Genomic DNA, 17,660 nt, shown 5'->3' with positions numbered 1-17,660 from the left:
GTCGACGGCGGGCACCCGGACCTCCCGCGCCCGCTTCCCTTCGTCAGCTTTCCTGGCCGGGACCGATCAGGGACGTGAGCGTCCAGGCCGAACGCGCTGTAGAAGCCCGCCCCCGTATCCAGTGACGGCACCTGGAGTCCGTAGTGCTGGAGACAGATGACACGCAACATGTGCAGTCCCTCATGGTTCCGGTGAACCCGCGTCCCACACGGGCACCCAAGCGTGAGGGGCGGGCGTGAAGGCAGGGCCTCCGGCTGGTTCGGAGCGCGAGACGAACCGAGCGCCCGGAGGCCCTGTGACCCCGTTTCGGGGGTGCTCGGTACCTCACGGGTGTCTCGACGACCGCTGCGACCTGTCCAGGGCGCTCGGGCCGGTCGGCGCGGGCCGACGCGGGCGCTCTTGAGCTGGCTGGGTCGTCCTTACAACTGGTCCCCCACTCCGGCTGGTTCCGGAGGATGCATCCCGCCACCGTCCTTGACGTCCTGATCGCAGGTACGTCGGTCATAGGACTGGTCATTGGGGATCAACAGCACTCCGGCAACCTGCTCAGGTCGCTCGACAGCAAGCCAGCTGTCGCCCGTGAGGGCATCGTCCGGCTGGCGCCACGCTTCGGACGAATAGATCGTCTGACACCCCAACGCCACGCGCTTCTTGTCGACCGCGCAGGCGTCCACCGCACGGCCGGAATATTCGTCGGCGCCGTCGAAGCGGTAGTGGAAGTGGACCTGGTCACCTTCGGAGGGCACCTGCGGGTGGGGCTCAAGGCGCCAGTCGACGACCTCGACGGTGACACCGGAAGGCCGCCCGGACGTGTCCTCGACCTTCACCCTGACACCGGCCTCACCGCGCTCCGCCGTCGTGTCGGTGCAGCCCAGGCCGCAGCCTGACAGGGTGAGAATCACCAGAGCCAACAGGGCACCGACAAGTGCCCGTACGGGGAACACTGAGGTGACCTCCAGTCGGGATGCGGCAGAGCAGTTCATCCTGGCGCCCGGCAGCGGCGGGTGGTGGCGACGACCGCCTGCGAGGGGCGGAGGCGCAGCCCACAGGGGCGTTGTCAGCTGGGCGGGCGCATGCAACACCACGATACAGGCGGCCCGTTGAGCGATCGTCTACTCATCTCCGTCCTTCCCGCCGCGGTCGCTGTCTCCGCGGCGCGCTACCGCGAGAGAAGGGGAGGGGATTCCCCCTGTTCGGCTGGTGCGGTACATGGAACCGGGCACGACGTGGCCGCGCCCTCCGCTGCCCGCCGCGGCGGCTTCAGCCGAGCAATCGGTACACCACAACCCGAAAGGAGATCCCTGTCGAACCCGACACGGCCCTGCGGGGCTCGTGCGCGGGCTCCACTGGCAGCGAGGCCGGACAGGAGCCGTCGAGGATGCGCGCCAACGTGGTGCGCTTCTCCCCGGACGCCCGCACCGACTGGCACTCCCACGCCCTCGGCCAGACCCTGCAGTCGTTTCCGGGATCGCTCTGATCGGCACCCGGGACGGCACCGTCTTCGAGGCCCACCCCGGCGAGACCGTGGCCTGCCCGCCGGACGAGGAACACTGGCACGGCGCCGCCCCCGACCGGTTCATGGAGCACATCGCGCTGTGGGAGGGCACCGGCGACGGCACCCCCGAGACCGTCTGGTCCGAGCCGGTCACCGACGAGCAGTACAACGGCCCTCGCACCCGCGACCAGTAGCCCTGGCCCATCCATCACGCATCCGGGGCTCACTCAGGACGCTACGGCGTCCCGGGGAGGGCCGTGTCACCGACCCGCTCGGAGCGGACGATCAGACCACCACGCGACGGCCCATCATGCAGCGCACCCGGTGCCTACTTCTGGACGGGACCGCCGACTGCACCAAGCGTGAGCCCGGCCTCGGTTCACCGCACTGCACGACGCCGAGCATGCGGTCGAAGGGGCGGCCGAAGGGCACGAAACCGACGACGTCCGCGAACACCGCCTGGCGGCCGGGGACATGGCGGCGGGCCAGGTCGTATCCGCGGCGAGGGACGTGACCGTGGCGCCGAGCAGGGGCCAGGGGCATGCCGGCGCGTCAGGGGGAGGGGAGCGGTGCCCGTAAAAGGCGACAGACGGATCCGCATCCGGAGACGCTCGCGGCCCCGCCACTGCGCACCCTGGAGCTGCGGATGGTCCCGGACCTGACCGGGCTACCGCCCTTGACGGTCTGGCCCGAACTGGCCTCGTTCCTCGGCTGGAACATCGACGCCACCGTCGGCAAGCGCCTGCGAACAGACCTCAAGAAGCGTGGCCTTGTCACTCAGTGGGAGACAACGGCCCACGGGGGACGGACAACCTCGTCCGTCTGGCAAGTCAGCCGACTACGCACGCCCTCCTGGTTCGTGACCGAGTCCGGGCTTCCCTTCACCACCTGGCCCCGAAGGACTGCCAAGCAGGCCGTGACCGCGTTCCGGACCGCCGCCAAGATCCTCGACCGCACCGGCACGGCCGGCACACCGCCGCCCGACAGGCCATCGAGGGGTTCACCCGGGCGCTCAACGAAATCGACGGCATCTACACGGTCGAGCGTGAGGACGCCGCCACCGCCGTACTCCAGCTGGCCCGCCTCACCACCCCGCCGATCCCCGAACACGACGTCCTGGCCTGGTTCGACCGCGGCCGCGAGTTCTGACGCCAACGGGCGACTCGAAGACATTCCCAGCAAGTACTCTCACGCCGCTGCGACGGGCAGGCCGCCCATGGCTGGAGCGTGAGGTCCAGCCCGGTGATCGTCGTACGGGGGTGACGAGGCACCCAAGTCCTGCACGCCGACGGCTGAGCGGATTCCCGGCGAGCACGCTATTGACCGGTCAATTGGCCAATTGTACGGTCAAGTTATGTCCGTGCCGCTCTACGTCCAGATCAGGCGAGAGTTCGAAGCGAGGATCAGGTCCGGATCCCTGCCGCCCGGCTCGCGTCTGCCGAGCGAGATGGACATCTCCGCCGCATACGGCGTCAGTCGTGCCACGGCCCAACGGGTGCTCAACGACCTGGCCGAGGCAGGACTGGCGATCCGTCGGCGGCGTCATGGAACGTTCGTCGCGGATGTGAGGCGGCAGATCAATCTGCTCAACTTCGTCACCCCCGCGGTAGCCGCAAAGGGTGCGCCGGGCAGACACGAAGTGGTGTCCGCGCGGATCGTCAGGGCCGCAGACGCCGTACTGGCCCTTCCCGGCGCCCTCGCCGACACGGCCGTGGTGGAACTGGTCCGCCGCAAGCTCGACGTACGCGAGGAGCCGCAGTCGGTCGAACGGCACGTCGTTCTCTTCGCGGTGGCGCCCGGCCTGCTCAACGAGAACCTGGAAGACCTCGTCACCCTGCCGTATCTCCAGCGCAGGGGAGTACCGGTAGACGCGATCCGGCTCTACCTGGAGCCGGTGGTCCTCGACCAGAACGACGCCGCCTTGCTGCACAGCGAGACCGGAACGCCCGCGCTGATGAGGCGCAGGGAGTTGCGTGCCGATGACGGAAGCACCGTCGAGGTGGTCACGACCGTCGTCCGTCCGGGAACGGCCGAGTTCTTCCTGGAGCTGCCCGTCCCTGCCCCCTGAGCAGCTTGTCGCTGCCAGAAAGGAAGTGCGTGGACAATGAAGGCCATCATCATCGGTGCCGGCGTGCTGGGCGTGAGCGTCGCGAGGCATCTCGCCGTCGCCGGCGAGGACGTCCTCCTGCTCGATCAGCGGGGCGTCGGCATGGGCACGACCGCGACCACCTTCGGCTGGACCAACTCCAGCCGGAAGCCCGACCCGGACTACCACCGGCTGAACCTGGCGGGGATGGAGGAGCACGCCAGGCTCGCCGAGCAACTACGCGGCGCGCCGTCCTACTTCCCCAGCGGGGCACTGCAGTGGGCGGACGCCGCAAGCGAGCAGCGGCTCGCCGCCAACGTGGAACGACTGAAGTCCCTGGGGTACCCCGCACACTGGATCACGCGTGACGAAGCGACTCAGATCGCAGGGGACCTCCGCATCCCGGGAACCATCACGTCCATCGCACACTTCCCCAGCGAGGGATATGTTCTGCCGGATCTCTTCGTGGGCGCCTTGCTGGCGGATGCCGAGCGGCACGGAGCCAAGTGCACGATCGGCGAGGTGGTGGCCATCGATGACAGGCCTGAGGGAGTGGCCGTCACTCTGGCCGGCGGCCGGGTGTGTACGGGAGATCGAGTTGTCCTGGCGGCAGGCCGCTGGACAGAACGACTGGCCGCAGGAGCCGGTATCCGGATTCCCATGGTGACGGATGCCGGTCGTGGAGCGCAGACCGTCGGTCTGCTCGGCTACGCCGGCTTTCCGGAACTCGACCTGCGCTGCGTGATCCACACCCCCGGCCTCAACCTCCGTCCCGCGGCCGGCGGGCGTACCGTCCTACAGGCTCTCGATCTGAACCGTGACGTCGATCCGGCGAATCCCCCGTCCATGGACGGCAACCTGGCGAGCACCCTCGCCCGGCGGTTCTCCGCACTGCTGACCGATCGGCTCCGGGCACCGAGGATCGACCTGCGCGTCGGCCTCCGATCACTGCCCGCAGACGGCCACACCATCGCCGGCTATGCCTCCGCGCACTCCCGCGTCTACTGCCTCGTCTCGCACAGCGGGATGACCTTGGCACCGATTCTGGGACGGCTGGTCGCGACCGAGATCACGACCGACCAGGAACAAGACCTCCTCCGGGCCTTCCGGCCCACACGATTCACCGGCGCACAGCGCAGGGAGATCGAGGTGGATCAACACGCCATCAGCCTGGGTGACCAGTAGCTGACGCCTTGAGCGCGCCGCCTGCCACGGAGACCCGAGCCCCGTGATCTCAGCGGCCTCTTCCGAAGTGACGCCTGGACACCGGCCGACTTGCGGACCCAGGACCACTCCGCCTCAGCGGTACCGATGCCCAGGTTCGCGGAGTGATCGTCTTCTCACTGTCGACCGGGGCAGGTGGCGCAGGGCCCGCGCCGACCGCTCCGGCACGGGTCCTCGTAGCGACGCCTGCGCGGCTACACAACCGCCCACTCCAGCTCCAGGTCGGCGAGCGCGGCGAGTTTGGCGGTGGTGAGCTTGGCGCGACGGCTTTTCTGATTCATGATCCACACTCCCAGCCTGACCTCGGTGCCGTCGTCCAGTCGCTCCACGTGAGCTCGGGGGACGGTCACTGAGCCGGTGCGGGCCTTGTACTGGGCCAAGGCCGCGACGCCCCGCTCGAAGGCTCCAGAGGCTGCCCTGGGAACCTTGGTGGGTGTCTCCCGCTCCGGGGGAAGGGGCGTCACGCCGATCGCCTCCAGCAGCTCTCGCTGCCCGTCCATCAGCCCCTGCCACCCGGAGGGCCGACGCTGCCTCCGGAGCCATCGTCCGACATCCATGCCGTGGCACGTGACGCCCGGCTGGAGCTCGGTCAGGCCGGCTTCCTCGCGCAGCAGCTCACGCACAGCTGCGAAATGCCGCTGCCATTCCACCGGCCACTCAGGATTCCAGTGCTCGTCCACCTCGCGCAGCGCCGTCTCCCACTCCGGGTGTCCCACCAGCGCGCCGGGGCGCCGAAGGTTGGACAGCCACTGCCCGACCGGCTTGTCCAGCATGGTCGCGGACCGGGGCGCACACAGCGTCCAGTGCTGGTCGTAGTACGCCTTCGCGGCCTCCAGGTTCTCCTGGAACCGCTCGTCCGCCACCGACCACACCATGCCGAGCTGTTCCAGCCGACGGGCGCGCCGGCCGGTCAACTGTCCGGCTCCGTAGGCCCGTCGTTGTTCCGCGACCCACTGCCCGAGCGGTGTCGCGCCCTCTTTGTGCCCATAGGGAACGCGGGCGTGAAGCTCACGCTCAGTGAACTTCTTCAGCGCCGCCCAGCCGCGCGCCCAGTCCTGTTTCTCCGTGTCGATCACATTGAAGGACACCCAGTCCGCGACCATCACAGGATCCCTGGGAGCGGCGAAACGAAGCAGCAACCGTGACTCGTCCTCGCCCTCTTCCGGCGCGACACCGATGCGCACGGACGGCTGCGCCACGTCCTTCTGCGGCTCCTGCGGAATCGCGAGCAATTCGATCGCCTCTTCGTCGTGGGCCCGGAGACCTTCCAAGACCTTCACCAGAGGCCGGTATGAGCCTGAGGTGAACATGTCTTCCGGCTCTTCTCCCGGCTGGAGGAACACCGGCACGATCAGAGAAGCGAGCTTGCCCTGCCCAGGTTTCTGCCGCAGCGCCCGTCCGACGGCCTGGACGATGTCGTGCGGCGCCCCCTTGGGATCCAACAGGGCAACCGAATCAACGCTTCGAATATCAACACCCTCGCCCAGAACACGACAGTTCGAGAGCACGGCCCGCCGTGCCGTGGACCCGAACGAACCCAGAACCTCCCGTCGGCGTTCGGGGGTGTGCTCACCACACAGCCAGTCCGCCCAGATCCGCTCCGGGTACGTCTCCGGCTGATCCGCGTGCAGCTTCGCCGCCACCCGCTCCAGGCCCTCCGCGTACGCCTGCGCCTCGATCGTCCGGTGGTGGAAGGTGATGCACGTCTGAAGCCCGTGTCGCGCCATGGTGTGCAGGAGCGCGGCCTGCAACGCCCCGAGCCGCTGCCCCCGTACTTCCTCACTGCGCCGGTCCTCGCCCATCAGCCGTTCTGGGGTGACGAGGGGGTCCTGGAGTTCGAGGACGATGATCTGGTACCGCGCGAGCAGCCCGCGTGAGACAGCGGACGCGAGCGACAGCTTGTACAGGACAGGCCCGAAGACCTTCTCGTCGTCCATGGAAGCCGCCATCTCCCGCGGCAGCGGATCACGCGCTCCCTCGGCAACCTCCCGGTTGAGCCGCTCCTCCCAGATCCGCGGTGTCGCCGTCAGGTACAGCCGCCGGTACGCCGGAATCACTCGCTGGTCATGGATGCCCGCCCACGCCTTGCCCATCGACCCCGAGGTCCGGTGCGCCTCGTCGACCACCGCGAGGTCCACCGGGGCCAACTGCTGCCCGTAGGCGCCCTCGAACGCCTCCGCCAGCACACCCAGCGACGCGTACGTGGCGTAGATGGTCACCGGCCCGGAACCGTGCCACAGCGCCAGCTGGATCGGGTTCGTCGTGGAGCGCACCTTCAACGACCACAGCGCCGGGTCGTCCTGGAGCGAGCACACGGCAACGGCCGGCCCCGTGTGCCCGGCGTCGTGCCAGGCCTTCACCGTCTGCGCCAGCAGATCCAGCGTCGGCACCAGGACCAGCACCCGCCCACGGGGGACCATCCGCCGCGCCGCGGCCGCGGCCATGAGGGTCTTCCCCGTCCCGCACGCCGCATGGACCTGTCCGCGCAGACCTTGTGCGGGGATACCGCCCGAAGGCACGTCCAGGCCTCGCACGATGGCGTCGACGGCCTCGACCTGGTGATCCCGCAGTTTCACGACCGCCCCTCGCTTTCCCTGCCGGCCCCAGCTGGGCGGATCTTAGCGTTCACTGCGTTTCCGCCGGAGTCGGCTCGTGGCCGCGGGACAGCGGTCGTCCGACGGCGTGACCACGGGTGCGCGAGTCGCGCCACCGACATGGCGGCACTGTGTAAGGCACTTCGACCATTACATCAGTCGGCGGCTCGGGCGGGACGGCCGCTGTCGGGGCGATGTGCAGGTCCGACACGCCGGACGGAACGGCGCACCGACCAGACGCCGGCCAGGAATGAACGAGCTGCGGGTGGGCGCCTTCGAGGTCGACGACGTGGTGATTCCCCCCGTGGCATGCACTCCACGCCGCTGACGACCCCTACGCGTGAGACGCGTCGGTCGTTGACGAGAAGTACCTCATCGAGGCCGTGGTTGACAGGTGGAAGTGCTCACTTCAGGGTTGGTCAACCGGACGACGCAGAGGGAGAAAAACTGCCGTGGCCGACCGTTCCGCGACGAGTAATCGGACGAATGTCTACGTCGACATGGTGGGAGATCTCTTCCACCCGGGACACGTGGCGCTCCTCAAGGCCGCGCGCACCTTCGGAGAGCGGCTGATCGTCGGCGTACTCTCGGACGAGGTCGTGACCGAGTACAAGCGAAGGCCCATCATGACCCTGGCCGAGCGGGTCACGGTGATCGAGGCATGCCGCTACGTCGATGAGGGATACCGAACGCTCCGGAGCGCGTGACGACTGAGTTCCTGGACGATCACGACATCGCGGTGGTCGTGCACGGGGACGACATCTCGCCGGATGCCATCGAGGAGGTCTTCGGGCCGGTGGCCGCTGTGGGGAAGTTGCGGCTTGTGGAGTACACGGCGGGTGTCTCTACCACTGACCTCATCCGACGATGCCTGGCGCGAGGCGTCTCCGCGTGATCTTCGTGTGATGCCGCTCGTCAGACGCGGTCCGACCGGCACCAGCACCGAGTTGGACGACCCGGCCACGTCCAGTTCAAGGTGACCTAGAGGGTGCTGAGTGCCTGCATCGCGTCGCGTTCGATACGCGAGAGCTCGTGGAGGATGGAGCCGGCCTGCATGAGGTTCTTCACGTCGCCGGATTCGCCCGTTGCCGCGACAAGTGCGGCCACCTCCGTCCACAGGACGGCGGCCTCGGCGTACAGGCTGTGGCCAGTGCGCAGGCGGCTGCTGTCGATCAGCTGAGCACACTCGGCGAGGAAGGCCCGGTAGAGATTGCGGAACAGGGCGCCGCCGGTGCCGGCCTTCTCCATGAGGACGGCGGCCCGTGGCAGGTCCTCTCGCGGATTGTCGCTGCGTTGCAGCCAGTTGGGCACCTGCTTGGCGGTCTTCTCGATGCCCCGGTGGCCCAGGTTCGCGATGGGCGGGTTCAGGAAGGCGTCGGCGCACGTCTTGATCGCGGGGATGATCCGGTCCTGCGGTGACGCCGGTCTGCTGGGCACGGTGATCGTGAAGGAGCGGTGCTTGGCGGTCATGGGGCCGCGCTCGGCCCTGGCCCTGGCCAGACTGGCGAGGCTGGTCGAGACGGTTCCGCCTTGCTGGTCGGTGTCCACCAGGTAGGCCGCCTGTTCGTCATAGCCGTACATGGCCACGATGTGCCCGCCGAAGTGCACTTTGGTGCTGAAGTAGTCGAGGTGGTAGCTGTCGAGTTGAAGGCCGACCGGCCGACCGGCGTCGATGGGTGCCGCCGCGTTCTGCCATGCCTTGCGTGGAGAAGTGGTCTCCCCGACCAGCAACTCAAGCCCGAGTGTGGCGGCCAGGTTCCTGGTGAGTTCGAACGGTTTGACCCGGCCTCCCAGGAAGGGGAAGCCCATGGCTTTGCTGTCCCAGTAGATGAAGGACAGCCCGGAGCCGAGCCCGAACAGCATGGGTTCGGACAAGTCAAGTCCCTCATGCCGCAACAGCACGCTCAGTGTCGTTGTCTCACAGTGCTGCATACCGCGGACAGGAATGTCGTTGATCATGGCCATGCCGCTCATTTTCCTCCCTCACCCGACGACAATGCCGCAGGTAGCCTGCCAGACCACCGCGTCCGAGGCCCGATCTGCCGGAAAGGCCCTGTTGGGACTCCGTGAGGTTTCCTCAAGGCTCCCCGGCGTCGGCCGGGGAGCCTGCGTGCGCGGCAACTGCGGCTGCTCGGTGGTCGGCGACAAGCCACCCTGCTCAGCCCATCTCTGCGTCAGGGCGGACACCAGCAACCGGCGGCGTCGCAGCATGGCGGAGGGGGCGGTGGAGGCGCAGGCGCCTGGTGGGGGAAGTAGGGGTTGGCAGGAGGAGACGCCGGGGCCGTGCATGTCGACACCAACGTCAACAGAAAGACAATCGCCGCCAGGAATTCGACGAAGAAGATGAACTGACGCATGTGCTCGCGGTTCCTCCCATGGGCGGCGCGTGACTCGCTTCAAGGTGGCGGGCCTTGGTCAAGGGGAGCCAACGTGTCCGGCCGATCGCAGGCTTCCCGGCCGGCGCATTGCTGCGGCGGCCGAGGGAGCACGTAGCGCTGTGCGCGCATCACCGCGGTCCCTGTGCATCACGTCCCAGGAACGCCCGGCGCCGACCGGTCGGGCTGAGGCCACCGGGCCTCCGGAACGTGCGCCGCGGACCGCCCAGGACAAGTCGGCAGCACCGTCACCATGGCGAGCTCTTCGAGGTACGGGTCGGGGGGACACCGTACGGGCCCTGGCAGCCGCAGGTGCTCGAGCGTCCGCCCGCGACGCCGGGCCGGCGACCAGACGATGCGTGGGGTCGTCGCCGGAGGATTCAAAGACGTCCGCCTCCCGTGAGCCGGTCCACCAGCAGGTCCACCCTGCGCTCGGCGTCCCTCGGCGGCAGCCGTCCCGCCCGGGTCAGGGTCGCCAGCCCGTGCAGAGCCGCCCGGAAACCTCGGTGAACAGCGCCGGGTGGACGCCGTCGTCGGCGACCTCTCCGAGAGTCTCCAGCAGGGCGGCGAAGGCGTCCTTCAGCGGCGCGGGGGTGTCCTCGTGTGCGAACGCCAAGCCTCGTCTTGTGGCGCGCAGGTCCCGAACGGACGTCGCGGTGGTTCAAGTGTGTGCTGTGTCGGTGTTCCTTGAGTCCTGTCTCCCCGATCACAAGTGGTCCTCACGAGCGGGATGCTCCGTATGAACCGATCAAGCGGGCCAGTTGTCGGCTCGTCGCCCGTAGTGGTTCCTCGCTGCGATTGACCTGTGCCGTCACTTCGGCGCCCTCCAGGGCGCTGATGATGGTGGTCGCCAACTCCCGGGCGTCGCGGGCCTGGAAGCCGGAGCGCAGCAGCTTGTCGGTGACCGTCTGCTCCCAGCTGCGCAGTGCGTCGGCACATGCCTGTTGGATCTCGGAGTCGGTCCCCAAGGTCTCCAGCGCCGCTGCTGTGACCGGGCAGCCGTCGGTCCAGCCCGACGCGCGCAGTCCTTCGGCGAGCTGCCGGGCGCAGGCCTGAACGCCCGTGCCCGGGTCCTCCTCGCTGTCCAGCGCGTCGCGGAGGACCGCCGCGAACTCCTGGCCGCTGTACTTGATGGCGGCGACGGCAACGGCCTCTTTGCCGCCCGGGAAGAAGTGATAGACGGAGCCCAGTGTGGCCTCCGCCTCCTTGGCGATCTGCTTGATGCCCGTGCCGACATAGCCCTGGCGCTGCAGGAGGCGCGCTGCGGCGACGACGATCCGGTCCCGGGTGCTGGCCTGTCCCATGTGCACACTCTACTGGTTAGAACGTTCGTTTTAGAGCCGTGTTACATTGCTCTTCACGCTCTGGATAGAGCGTTCGTTTTAGTCCTCTCGTTCCTCGTTCCTCGTTCCTCGTTCCTCGTTCCTCGTTCCTCGTTCCTCGTCCCTCGTTCCTCGTCCCTCGTACCGTGGAGGTCTCCCCAGTGAGCAGCAAGCAGTCTGTGACCGTCATCGGCCTTGGCCCCATGGGGCAGGCAATGGTGCACGCCTTACTCGCCAAGGGTCACCCGGTCACCGTCTGGAACCGCACCTCGTCCCGTGCCGATGCCCTCGTCGCACGCGGTGCCGTGCTCGCAACGAGTGCCGAAGACGCCCTGACCGCCAATGAGCTGGTCGTCCTGAGCCTTACCGACTACGACGCGATGTACGCCGTGCTGGAGCCGGCGTCCCACGCCCTGGCCGGCCGCGTGCTCGTCAACCTCAGCTCCGACACCCCGGAGAGGACCCGTGCCGGGGCAAGGTGGGTGTCCGAGCACGGCGGGGTCCACCTCACCGGTGGCGTCAACGCCTCGCCTCCCGGCATCGGACAGCCGGGCTCGTCCACCTTCTACAGTGGGCCGCGCCAGGTCTTCGAAGCGCACCGATCCACCCTCGAGGTCCTGACCGACACGGACTACCGGGGCGAGGATCCCGGCCTGGCCGCGCTCCTGTACCAGATGGGCATGGTCATGTTCTGGACGTCCATGCTCAGTTACTGGCAGGTCATCGCACTCGCCGACGCCAACGGACTCACGGCAGCGGACGTCCTCCCGCACGCCACCGAGACCATGACCGGGATGCCGGCCTTTCTCTCCTTCTACGCCGAGCGCATCGACGCCGGCGAGCACAGCGGCGACCTGGACCGTCTGGCCATGGGCATGGCCAGCGTCGAACACGTGCTGCACACCAACGCCGACGCGGGCGTCGACACCACGCTGCCGGCCGCCGTGGCCGCTCTGTTCCGGCGCGGCATGGACGCCGGACACGGGGCGGACAGCGCCTCCAGCCTGGTGGAGCTGATGAAGACGGCCAAGGCATAGCTCCAGGTCGGCGAGACAGCGAGAAGAACGACCACAGGGCCGCCCGTCCACGGCGTGGTTCACGCGGCGGACGGCCATCTGGTCTCGACAAGGACCGCTACAAGAAGCGCAACACGGTCGAGGGGGCGATCAACAAGCTCAAGCTGTTCAGAGCCGTGGCCACCCGCCATGACAGGCGCGGATACGTCTGCCCGGGCACCGTCACCGCCGTGGCACCGCTCATCCGGCTCCGGTCGTGATCGGGGAGAGAGGACCCTAGTTCCAGCTGTGGGCCACGTCGACCACCAGCCGGTCGGGCAGCGGGATCACCCGGAACGGCAGCCGGGCCCGGACGCCGACCCCGATCTGGGTCTCGCCCTCGAAACTGCCGGCGAACCGGGTGTCACGGAAGGTGCGGTAGCCGGAGAGGTTCACGCCGGGCAGGGGACCGCCCACGTCCCCGGGGTACGCGACCGCGCCGGTCTCCGGGTCGTAGCTCGGCGCCGCGACCCGGACTTCGAGGATCGCCCCGCCGCTCACCGGGATGGGGTCGCCCGAGCCGGCCTGGTGGAGACGGTCGACGTACCGGACGAAGTAGCCGATGTGGTCGCCACCGCCGGGGACGTCGAACACGATGCGGTCGAAGCAGTCGTGCCGACCGGTCCTGATGTCCGCCAGCGGTACGGCACCGCTGTCGGGGCTGCCCTTGGTGCCACTGCCCCAGCCCGTCGGACAGGCCGCGGCCGCCCGCGAGGCACCGAACGGCGCGGCGCTCGCGGTGACCGCCGCCGTCCCGAGCGTGGTCCCGGCGAGCGTGAGTGCCGCCAACACGGCTCCGATTCGTCGCATGTCGTCCCCCTTGATGACGCAACGCTGCTGTAGCGCTGCTATCGGAGGAGACAGCCCGGTATGGCAGAAGGTTGTACGCCGGGGGCGGGGGAGTGCGGCTGGGCCCGGATGTCCTTCACCGACCCCCGCCACGACCCGCCGGCCGACCCGCTGGAGCTGGTGTTCCTGACCTGGTGTTCCTGACCCCGGACGGCGTCGACGGAGACCTGGGCGCGCTCTCGTTCGGGGACCTGGACCACGAGAAGGACCGGTAGCGGACACACGCGACCCCGGGGTGCCGGCCGTGGCGGGGCGGGCACCCCGGGGTCCCGGGGGGTGATCAGTGCACGGAGCCGGTCAGCTCATGACCGGTCAGTCCACGGAGCCGATGCGCTCCACGCGCTCCTGCACGCCGTTGCGGAGTTCGCCCAGGGTCGTGCCGGGCGGAGCCGTCCTCGGGGTGGAGGACGGCGGCTGGGTCTCGTCCGCGCAGGTCGTGCCGGAGGACGGGACCTTCAGGTCGACGAGGTAGTTGACGACCGCGTCGGTGGCGCAGGCGCTGCGGCCGAACGTCGTGTGACCCTCGGCGTCGAACGTCAGCAGCGAGGCGTTGTCGAGCTGCCGGGACAGAGCGACCGCGTCCCGGTACGGGGTGTCCGGGTCACCGGTGGTGCCGAGGACCAGAATCGGCGCCGAGCCCCTGGCCCGGAAGGAGCCGTCGTAGCGGCTGACCTTCTCGGCGGGCCACTGGACGCACGCGGTGGCGTGCTGGTGGTCGTACGTCGGCGGGCCGAACGCCATGGCCGGGCCGAGCAGCGGCGCCGCCTTGGCGTTGGCCGTGACGTTCCGCTGCAACGTGCGCAGGCTCTTCGGGTAGTCCTTGTCGACGCACTCGACGACCACGTTCGGACCGAGGAAGTCGAAGCTGGCCGGGGACGGCGGCCGCAACAGGAAGGAGGTGTTGTCCCGCAGCTGTGCCTTCTTCAGCGCCGCGCCGAGCGAGGGCCAGATGACCTTGCCCTCGTTGATGTTGAACATCAGCCGGTAGACCAGGGTGTAGCCGTTGGCCTTCCCGCCGCTCGCGGTCGTGACGGGGTTCGCGTCGAGGTCGCTCTTCAGCTTCTCGAACGCCCCGCGTGGGTCACCGTCGCCGAAGCCGCAGGTCGCCTGGTCGGCTGCGCACCAGTCGAGGAAGCGGCTCATCGCGCCGTCCAGCGCGAGGTACTGGGTCCGGTCGTAGGCGTAGGGGTGGTTGGCGTAGCGCTCGGGGTCGTACGCCCCGTCGAGCGTCACGGCCCGCACCCGCTTCGGGAACATGGCGGCGTAGACGGTTCCGATGTACGCGCCGAACGACCGCCCGTAGTACGTCAGTTGCTCCTCGCCGAGGGCCTGGCGCAGCAGGTCGATGTCGCGGGCCACGTACTCCGTGCCGACGTACGGCAGCAGCTCGCCGGAGTTGTCCACGCAGGCCTGGTTGAACTCGGCGGCCTCGCGCAGCGCCGGGCCGAAGGCGTCCGGGCCCGGGACGCCCTTGGCGTCGGTGACGGCCTTGGTGTAGCGGGCGTCGTCGAAGCAGGTGAGCGCCGAACTGCGCCCGACACCGCGTACGTCGTAGCCGAAGACGTCGAAGGAGTCGCGGAGGGCGGCCGGGAGGTCCTCGTGGTTGTTGCGGACGAAGTCCACCCCGGAGTTGCCGGGTCCGCCGGGCTGCATGAAGAGCGTGCCCTTGCGCTTGGCCGGGTCGGCGGCCTTCTTGCGGACCACCGCGAGCGTGATCGTGCGGCCCTGCGGCTCCCGGTAGTCCAGCGGCACGTCGGCGTCGGCGCACTCGAAGCCGCCCTGGCAGTCCGACCAGGTGAGGGTCGGGACGGGCGGCGGCGGTGTCTTCGACGTCTGCGGCTTCCCCGTCGAGTCCTGCGCGGCCATCGCCTGCGTCGCCGTCCCGGCCGCGGCGAGGACGAGCGCGGTCAGCGCGGCCCCGACGAGTCTGAGACGCGGGACACCTCTTGGTATGTGGTGGTGCGTGGTCAAGGTATGTCTCCCCCTGGGCTGTCGGGTCCCCGAGAACCCACCGGTCGAGGTGGGGTCGGAGACTGTCTGACTCAAGAGAGGGGAAAATGGCCGCAGAGGTGCCCTCGCGGCCGACATTCCACGAGATCTCTCCACCAGCCGGCGGTAGTTACCGTGGATTCCGAGGACCGCCCGGCCTTGGGGGGCCACTCCCGATGGTGCGGGGAGCAGGTCGTCGACGAGGCTGACGTGGCGGGGTGCGCCGAGGCGGCGGGTTGTCGAGGTCGACGTGGTCGGGGTTGTCCAGGTCGAGGAGATGGTCGTGCTGCGGTGGATCGCGGCGACCGCCTATGCCATCGCCTTTGCCCGCAGACCCCGAGAACGCCCAGACCAGCGGCCCGAGGTCTTCGACGTCCTCCTTGTCGGCCTGCGCCGACGGATGGCCGGTCGGCGTGCGTCGTTGCGGGCAGCAGTTCCGCCGAACGCCAGCAGGCCCTCAGATCGCCGGACACGCGCCAGGTGGGGCGGACTCAACTGTGTCACTGGTGGCACAGTGGTCGTATGTGCGGTCGCTACGTCTCCACTCGCAGCCCGAAAGACATGGTCCAGCTCTTCCAGGTCACCGACTGGCGTCCGGACGAGGCGTTGGCACCGAACTGGAACGTCGCCCCGACCGACGACGTGTGGGCCGTCCTTGAGCGCACCCCGCGCGAGAAGGACGATGCCGCCCCCACGGAGAGGCAACTGCGGCCGCTGCGCTGGGGACTGGTGCCGTCCTGGGCGAAAGACACCAAGATCGGCTCACGGATGATCAACGCCCGGGTGGAGACCGTGCACGAGAAGCCGGCGTTCCGCCGCGCGTTCGCCGAACGCCGCTGCCTGCTGCCGGCCGACGGCTTCTACGAATGGCAGCCGGGCAAGGACCCCGCCACGGGCCAGGCCCGCAAGCAGCCCTACTTCATCCACCCCCAGGACGACCAGGTCATGGCACTCGCCGGCCTGTACGAGTACTGGCGCAACCCCGAAGTCACCCGGGACGACGACCCCGCCGCCTGGCTGATGACCTGCACCATCCTCACCACCGAAGCCACCGACGCAGCCGGACGCGTCCACCCCCGCATGCCGCTCGCCCTCACCCCCGACCATTACGACGCCTGGCTCGACCCCCGCCACCAGGACCCCGAGGACCTGCGCGCGCTCCTCACCCAGCCCGCCGACGGTCAGCTGGACGCCAAGCCCGTCTCCTTGGCCGTCAACAACGTCCGCAACAACGGGCCCCAGCTCCTGGACGAGATCGCCCCGTAGCTCCGCATCCCTGGTGGGATGCCGTACAGGGAGGCCGGGCGCAGGCAATGACGACCGGCCACCGCCTGCTCAGAGACGCGAAGGACGTCGGAGATCGAACTCCGGTTTGGATTGTCGGGATCAGGAGCGCTGGCAACGCGCCGGGACCGGCAGGTCCGTCCTGGACGCGCCGCTGCCCAGTACGCCGACGGCCCGTCGGGTCAGATGTGCGGCATCCTCTCCGGCGACCTGCCTCCGTTGGCGGCGCCCGGTGATCCCGCGAGGATGGCGGCCGCCGTCATCGCCTCCCCCGGCCGGCCCGAGGCGCCGGTCCGGCTGACGCCGGCTCCGGCGCAAACCACCCTGAACCGATTTCGCTACATGTTCCGAAATTATTCGTGACGGCCAGGGCATATGGCCGAAATGCATCGCTCGTAGCTTCACTCTCGGGTCCGGCGCACCCCAAAAAGCTACTTCCGCCCGTCGATCCTGCGGGCCGTTCCGGACGGCCTCGTCGACTCCGGCAGCTTCTTCACGAGCCTGTGGGACGCGGGCGTCGTCGACGACGTGGCCTACACGGTGCCCTGGTACGCGTACACGTACGCACTCGTCTACCGTGCGGATCTCGCCAGGAAGGCGGGCGTCGAGGCGCCGGCCACTTGGGACGAGATGGTGCCGTTCTTCAAGGCGCTCCAGGGCGCCGGCGCCGAGCGCGCCCTCGGGGCCGACAACGGCTGGGACGTCTTCAACGGTCAGGACGCGGCGATGTACGCCTGGCAGGCCGGCGGCTCGCTGCTCTCCACCGGGGGGAAGTGGACCCTCGACACCCCGGCCATGGTCGACGCGCTCGAGTACAACGCGTCCTTCTTCACCTCGGGCGCCGCCGATATCGCCACTCCCACCTTCCTCGACGCGCAGCCGTACTTCGTCGCCGGGAAGACCGCCATGATGATCACGGGGCCCTGGGTCGTCGGGCAGTTGGACACCGCGGCGAAGAAGGACGGCTGGACGGCATCCCACGTCGCCACCGCCCCGCTGCCGGCCGGGTCCTCGGGCAGCGTCTCCTTCTCCGCCGGCGGCACCTGGGGCGTCCTCGCGGGCAGTGGCACCCCGGACGCGTCGTGGAAGCTCATCAGATATCTCACCGAGCCGGGCACCCAGGTCGCGCAGTACAAGGCGTACAGCTCGCTCCCCGCGGTCATCGCCGCCTGGGACGATCCCGCGATCAAGGACCAGCCGCTCCTGGGCGCCTTCCTCACACAGTTGAAGAACACGCGGACCTTTCCGCAGGTCACCACCTGGCAGCAGGTCGCGACCCGGATCGGCAAGGAGATGGAAGCCGTGGCCAAGGGCACGTCGACGGCCGAGAAGGCCGCCGCGAACATCCAGTCGTACGCCGACAGCATCGGCACGGGTGCGAAGTGAG

At 69.0% G+C, this 17,660-nt stretch carries 15 protein-coding genes and 3 pseudogenes; 11 read left to right on the top strand and 7 right to left on the bottom strand.

Going from position 1 to position 17,660, the window contains the following annotated elements; genetic code table 11:
- Positions 1-419 precede the first annotated feature (419 nt).
- Entirely contained in the window at positions 420-944 is a 525-nt protein-coding gene (locus QQS16_RS02650) for a hypothetical protein (RefSeq protein WP_286059984.1), read from the bottom strand.
- Positions 945-1,357: 413 nt separating this feature from the next.
- Between QQS16_RS02650 and QQS16_RS02645 the strand changes: the two are divergent.
- From QQS16_RS02645 to QQS16_RS02630, 4 genes and pseudogenes are all read left to right on the top strand, one after another.
- Positions 1,358-1,689 (top strand): annotated as a pseudogene (locus tag QQS16_RS02645) (cupin domain-containing protein); the annotation flags it as partial.
- A 586-nt stretch (positions 1,690-2,275) separates the two neighbouring features.
- Positions 2,276-2,644 carry a hypothetical protein gene (locus QQS16_RS02640; protein WP_286059983.1) on the top strand — a complete coding sequence of 123 codons (369 nt, stop codon included), beginning with the start codon at positions 2,276-2,278 and terminating at the stop codon, positions 2,642-2,644.
- Positions 2,645-2,849: 205 nt separating this feature from the next.
- The gene (locus QQS16_RS02635; RefSeq protein WP_286059982.1) at positions 2,850-3,563 is read left to right on the top strand and encodes a GntR family transcriptional regulator; all 714 of its coding nucleotides are present in this window, start codon (positions 2,850-2,852) and stop codon (positions 3,561-3,563) included.
- Between the two features lie 36 nt (positions 3,564-3,599).
- Positions 3,600-4,766 (top strand): NAD(P)/FAD-dependent oxidoreductase, encoded by a 1,167-nt coding sequence (locus QQS16_RS02630; protein WP_286059981.1) that lies wholly within the window; start codon positions 3,600-3,602, stop codon positions 4,764-4,766.
- 233 nt (positions 4,767-4,999) lie between these two features.
- Here QQS16_RS02630 and QQS16_RS02625 read toward each other — a convergent pair whose 3' ends face one another.
- Positions 5,000-7,381 (bottom strand): DEAD/DEAH box helicase, encoded by a 2,382-nt coding sequence (locus QQS16_RS02625; protein WP_286059980.1) that lies wholly within the window; start codon positions 7,379-7,381, stop codon positions 5,000-5,002.
- A gap of 470 nt (positions 7,382-7,851) precedes the next feature.
- Here QQS16_RS02625 and QQS16_RS02620 point away from each other — a divergent pair, with 470 nt between their 5' ends.
- Both QQS16_RS02620 and QQS16_RS02615 read left to right on the top strand, forming a co-directional pair.
- Entirely contained in the window at positions 7,852-8,106 is a 255-nt protein-coding gene (locus QQS16_RS02620) for an adenylyltransferase/cytidyltransferase family protein (RefSeq protein WP_286059979.1), read from the top strand.
- A complete protein-coding gene (locus QQS16_RS02615; RefSeq protein ID WP_286059978.1) occupies positions 8,103-8,294 on the top strand; it encodes a nucleotidyl transferase family protein in 192 nt (63 codons plus the stop codon). Before QQS16_RS02620 ends, QQS16_RS02615 begins: the two co-directional genes overlap by 4 nt.
- Before the next feature lie 86 nt (positions 8,295-8,380).
- Here QQS16_RS02615 and QQS16_RS02610 read toward each other — a convergent pair whose 3' ends face one another.
- The 3 genes and pseudogenes from QQS16_RS02610 to QQS16_RS02600 form a co-directional block, all read right to left on the bottom strand.
- Positions 8,381-9,364 carry a BtrH N-terminal domain-containing protein gene (locus QQS16_RS02610; RefSeq protein WP_286066200.1) on the bottom strand — a complete coding sequence of 328 codons (984 nt, stop codon included), beginning with the start codon at positions 9,362-9,364 and terminating at the stop codon, positions 8,381-8,383.
- A 790-nt stretch (positions 9,365-10,154) separates the two neighbouring features.
- Positions 10,155-10,393, bottom strand: a pseudogene (locus tag QQS16_RS02605) (TetR-like C-terminal domain-containing protein); the annotation flags it as partial.
- 100 nt (positions 10,394-10,493) lie between these two features.
- Positions 10,494-11,078: a TetR/AcrR family transcriptional regulator gene (locus QQS16_RS02600; RefSeq protein ID WP_286059977.1), complete on the bottom strand. Its 585-nt coding sequence runs from the start codon at positions 11,076-11,078 to the stop codon at positions 10,494-10,496.
- A gap of 179 nt (positions 11,079-11,257) precedes the next feature.
- Between QQS16_RS02600 and QQS16_RS02595 the strand changes: the two genes are divergently transcribed.
- Both QQS16_RS02595 and QQS16_RS02590 read left to right on the top strand, forming a co-directional pair.
- Complete coding sequence (locus QQS16_RS02595; protein WP_286059976.1) at positions 11,258-12,133, top strand: NAD(P)-dependent oxidoreductase; 876 nt, start codon at positions 11,258-11,260, stop codon at positions 12,131-12,133.
- 20 nt (positions 12,134-12,153) lie between these two features.
- Positions 12,154-12,372, top strand: a pseudogene (locus QQS16_RS02590) (IS5/IS1182 family transposase); the annotation flags it as partial.
- Between the two features lie 16 nt (positions 12,373-12,388).
- Here the strand turns inward: QQS16_RS02590 and QQS16_RS02585 are convergent.
- The gene (locus QQS16_RS02585; RefSeq protein WP_286059975.1) at positions 12,389-12,961 is read right to left on the bottom strand and encodes an AMIN-like domain-containing (lipo)protein; all 573 of its coding nucleotides are present in this window, start codon (positions 12,959-12,961) and stop codon (positions 12,389-12,391) included.
- A gap of 60 nt (positions 12,962-13,021) precedes the next feature.
- Here QQS16_RS02585 and QQS16_RS02580 point away from each other — a divergent pair, with 60 nt between their 5' ends.
- Complete coding sequence (locus QQS16_RS02580; RefSeq protein ID WP_286059974.1) at positions 13,022-13,144, top strand: hypothetical protein; 123 nt, start codon at positions 13,022-13,024, stop codon at positions 13,142-13,144.
- Positions 13,145-13,312: 168 nt separating this feature from the next.
- On the opposite strand, the gene QQS16_RS02575 is transcribed toward QQS16_RS02580, so the two are convergent.
- Entirely contained in the window at positions 13,313-14,971 is a 1,659-nt protein-coding gene (locus QQS16_RS02575) for an alpha/beta hydrolase (protein WP_286059973.1), read from the bottom strand.
- 540 nt (positions 14,972-15,511) lie between these two features.
- Here QQS16_RS02575 and QQS16_RS02570 point away from each other — a divergent pair.
- A complete protein-coding gene (locus tag QQS16_RS02570) occupies positions 15,512-16,255 on the top strand; it encodes an SOS response-associated peptidase (RefSeq protein WP_286059972.1) in 744 nt (247 codons plus the stop codon).
- Between the two features lie 465 nt (positions 16,256-16,720).
- Complete coding sequence (locus QQS16_RS02565) at positions 16,721-17,659, top strand: extracellular solute-binding protein (RefSeq protein ID WP_353479720.1); 939 nt, start codon at positions 16,721-16,723, stop codon at positions 17,657-17,659.
- Position 17,660 lies beyond the last annotated feature (1 nt).

Origin of the sequence: Streptomyces sp. ALI-76-A (assembly GCF_030287445.1) — a bacterium.
Classification (GTDB): Bacteria; Actinomycetota; Actinomycetes; order Streptomycetales; family Streptomycetaceae; genus Streptomyces.
Note: the sequence above shows the minus strand (reverse complement) of the source record. Positions and strands in the feature narration are given on the sequence as shown.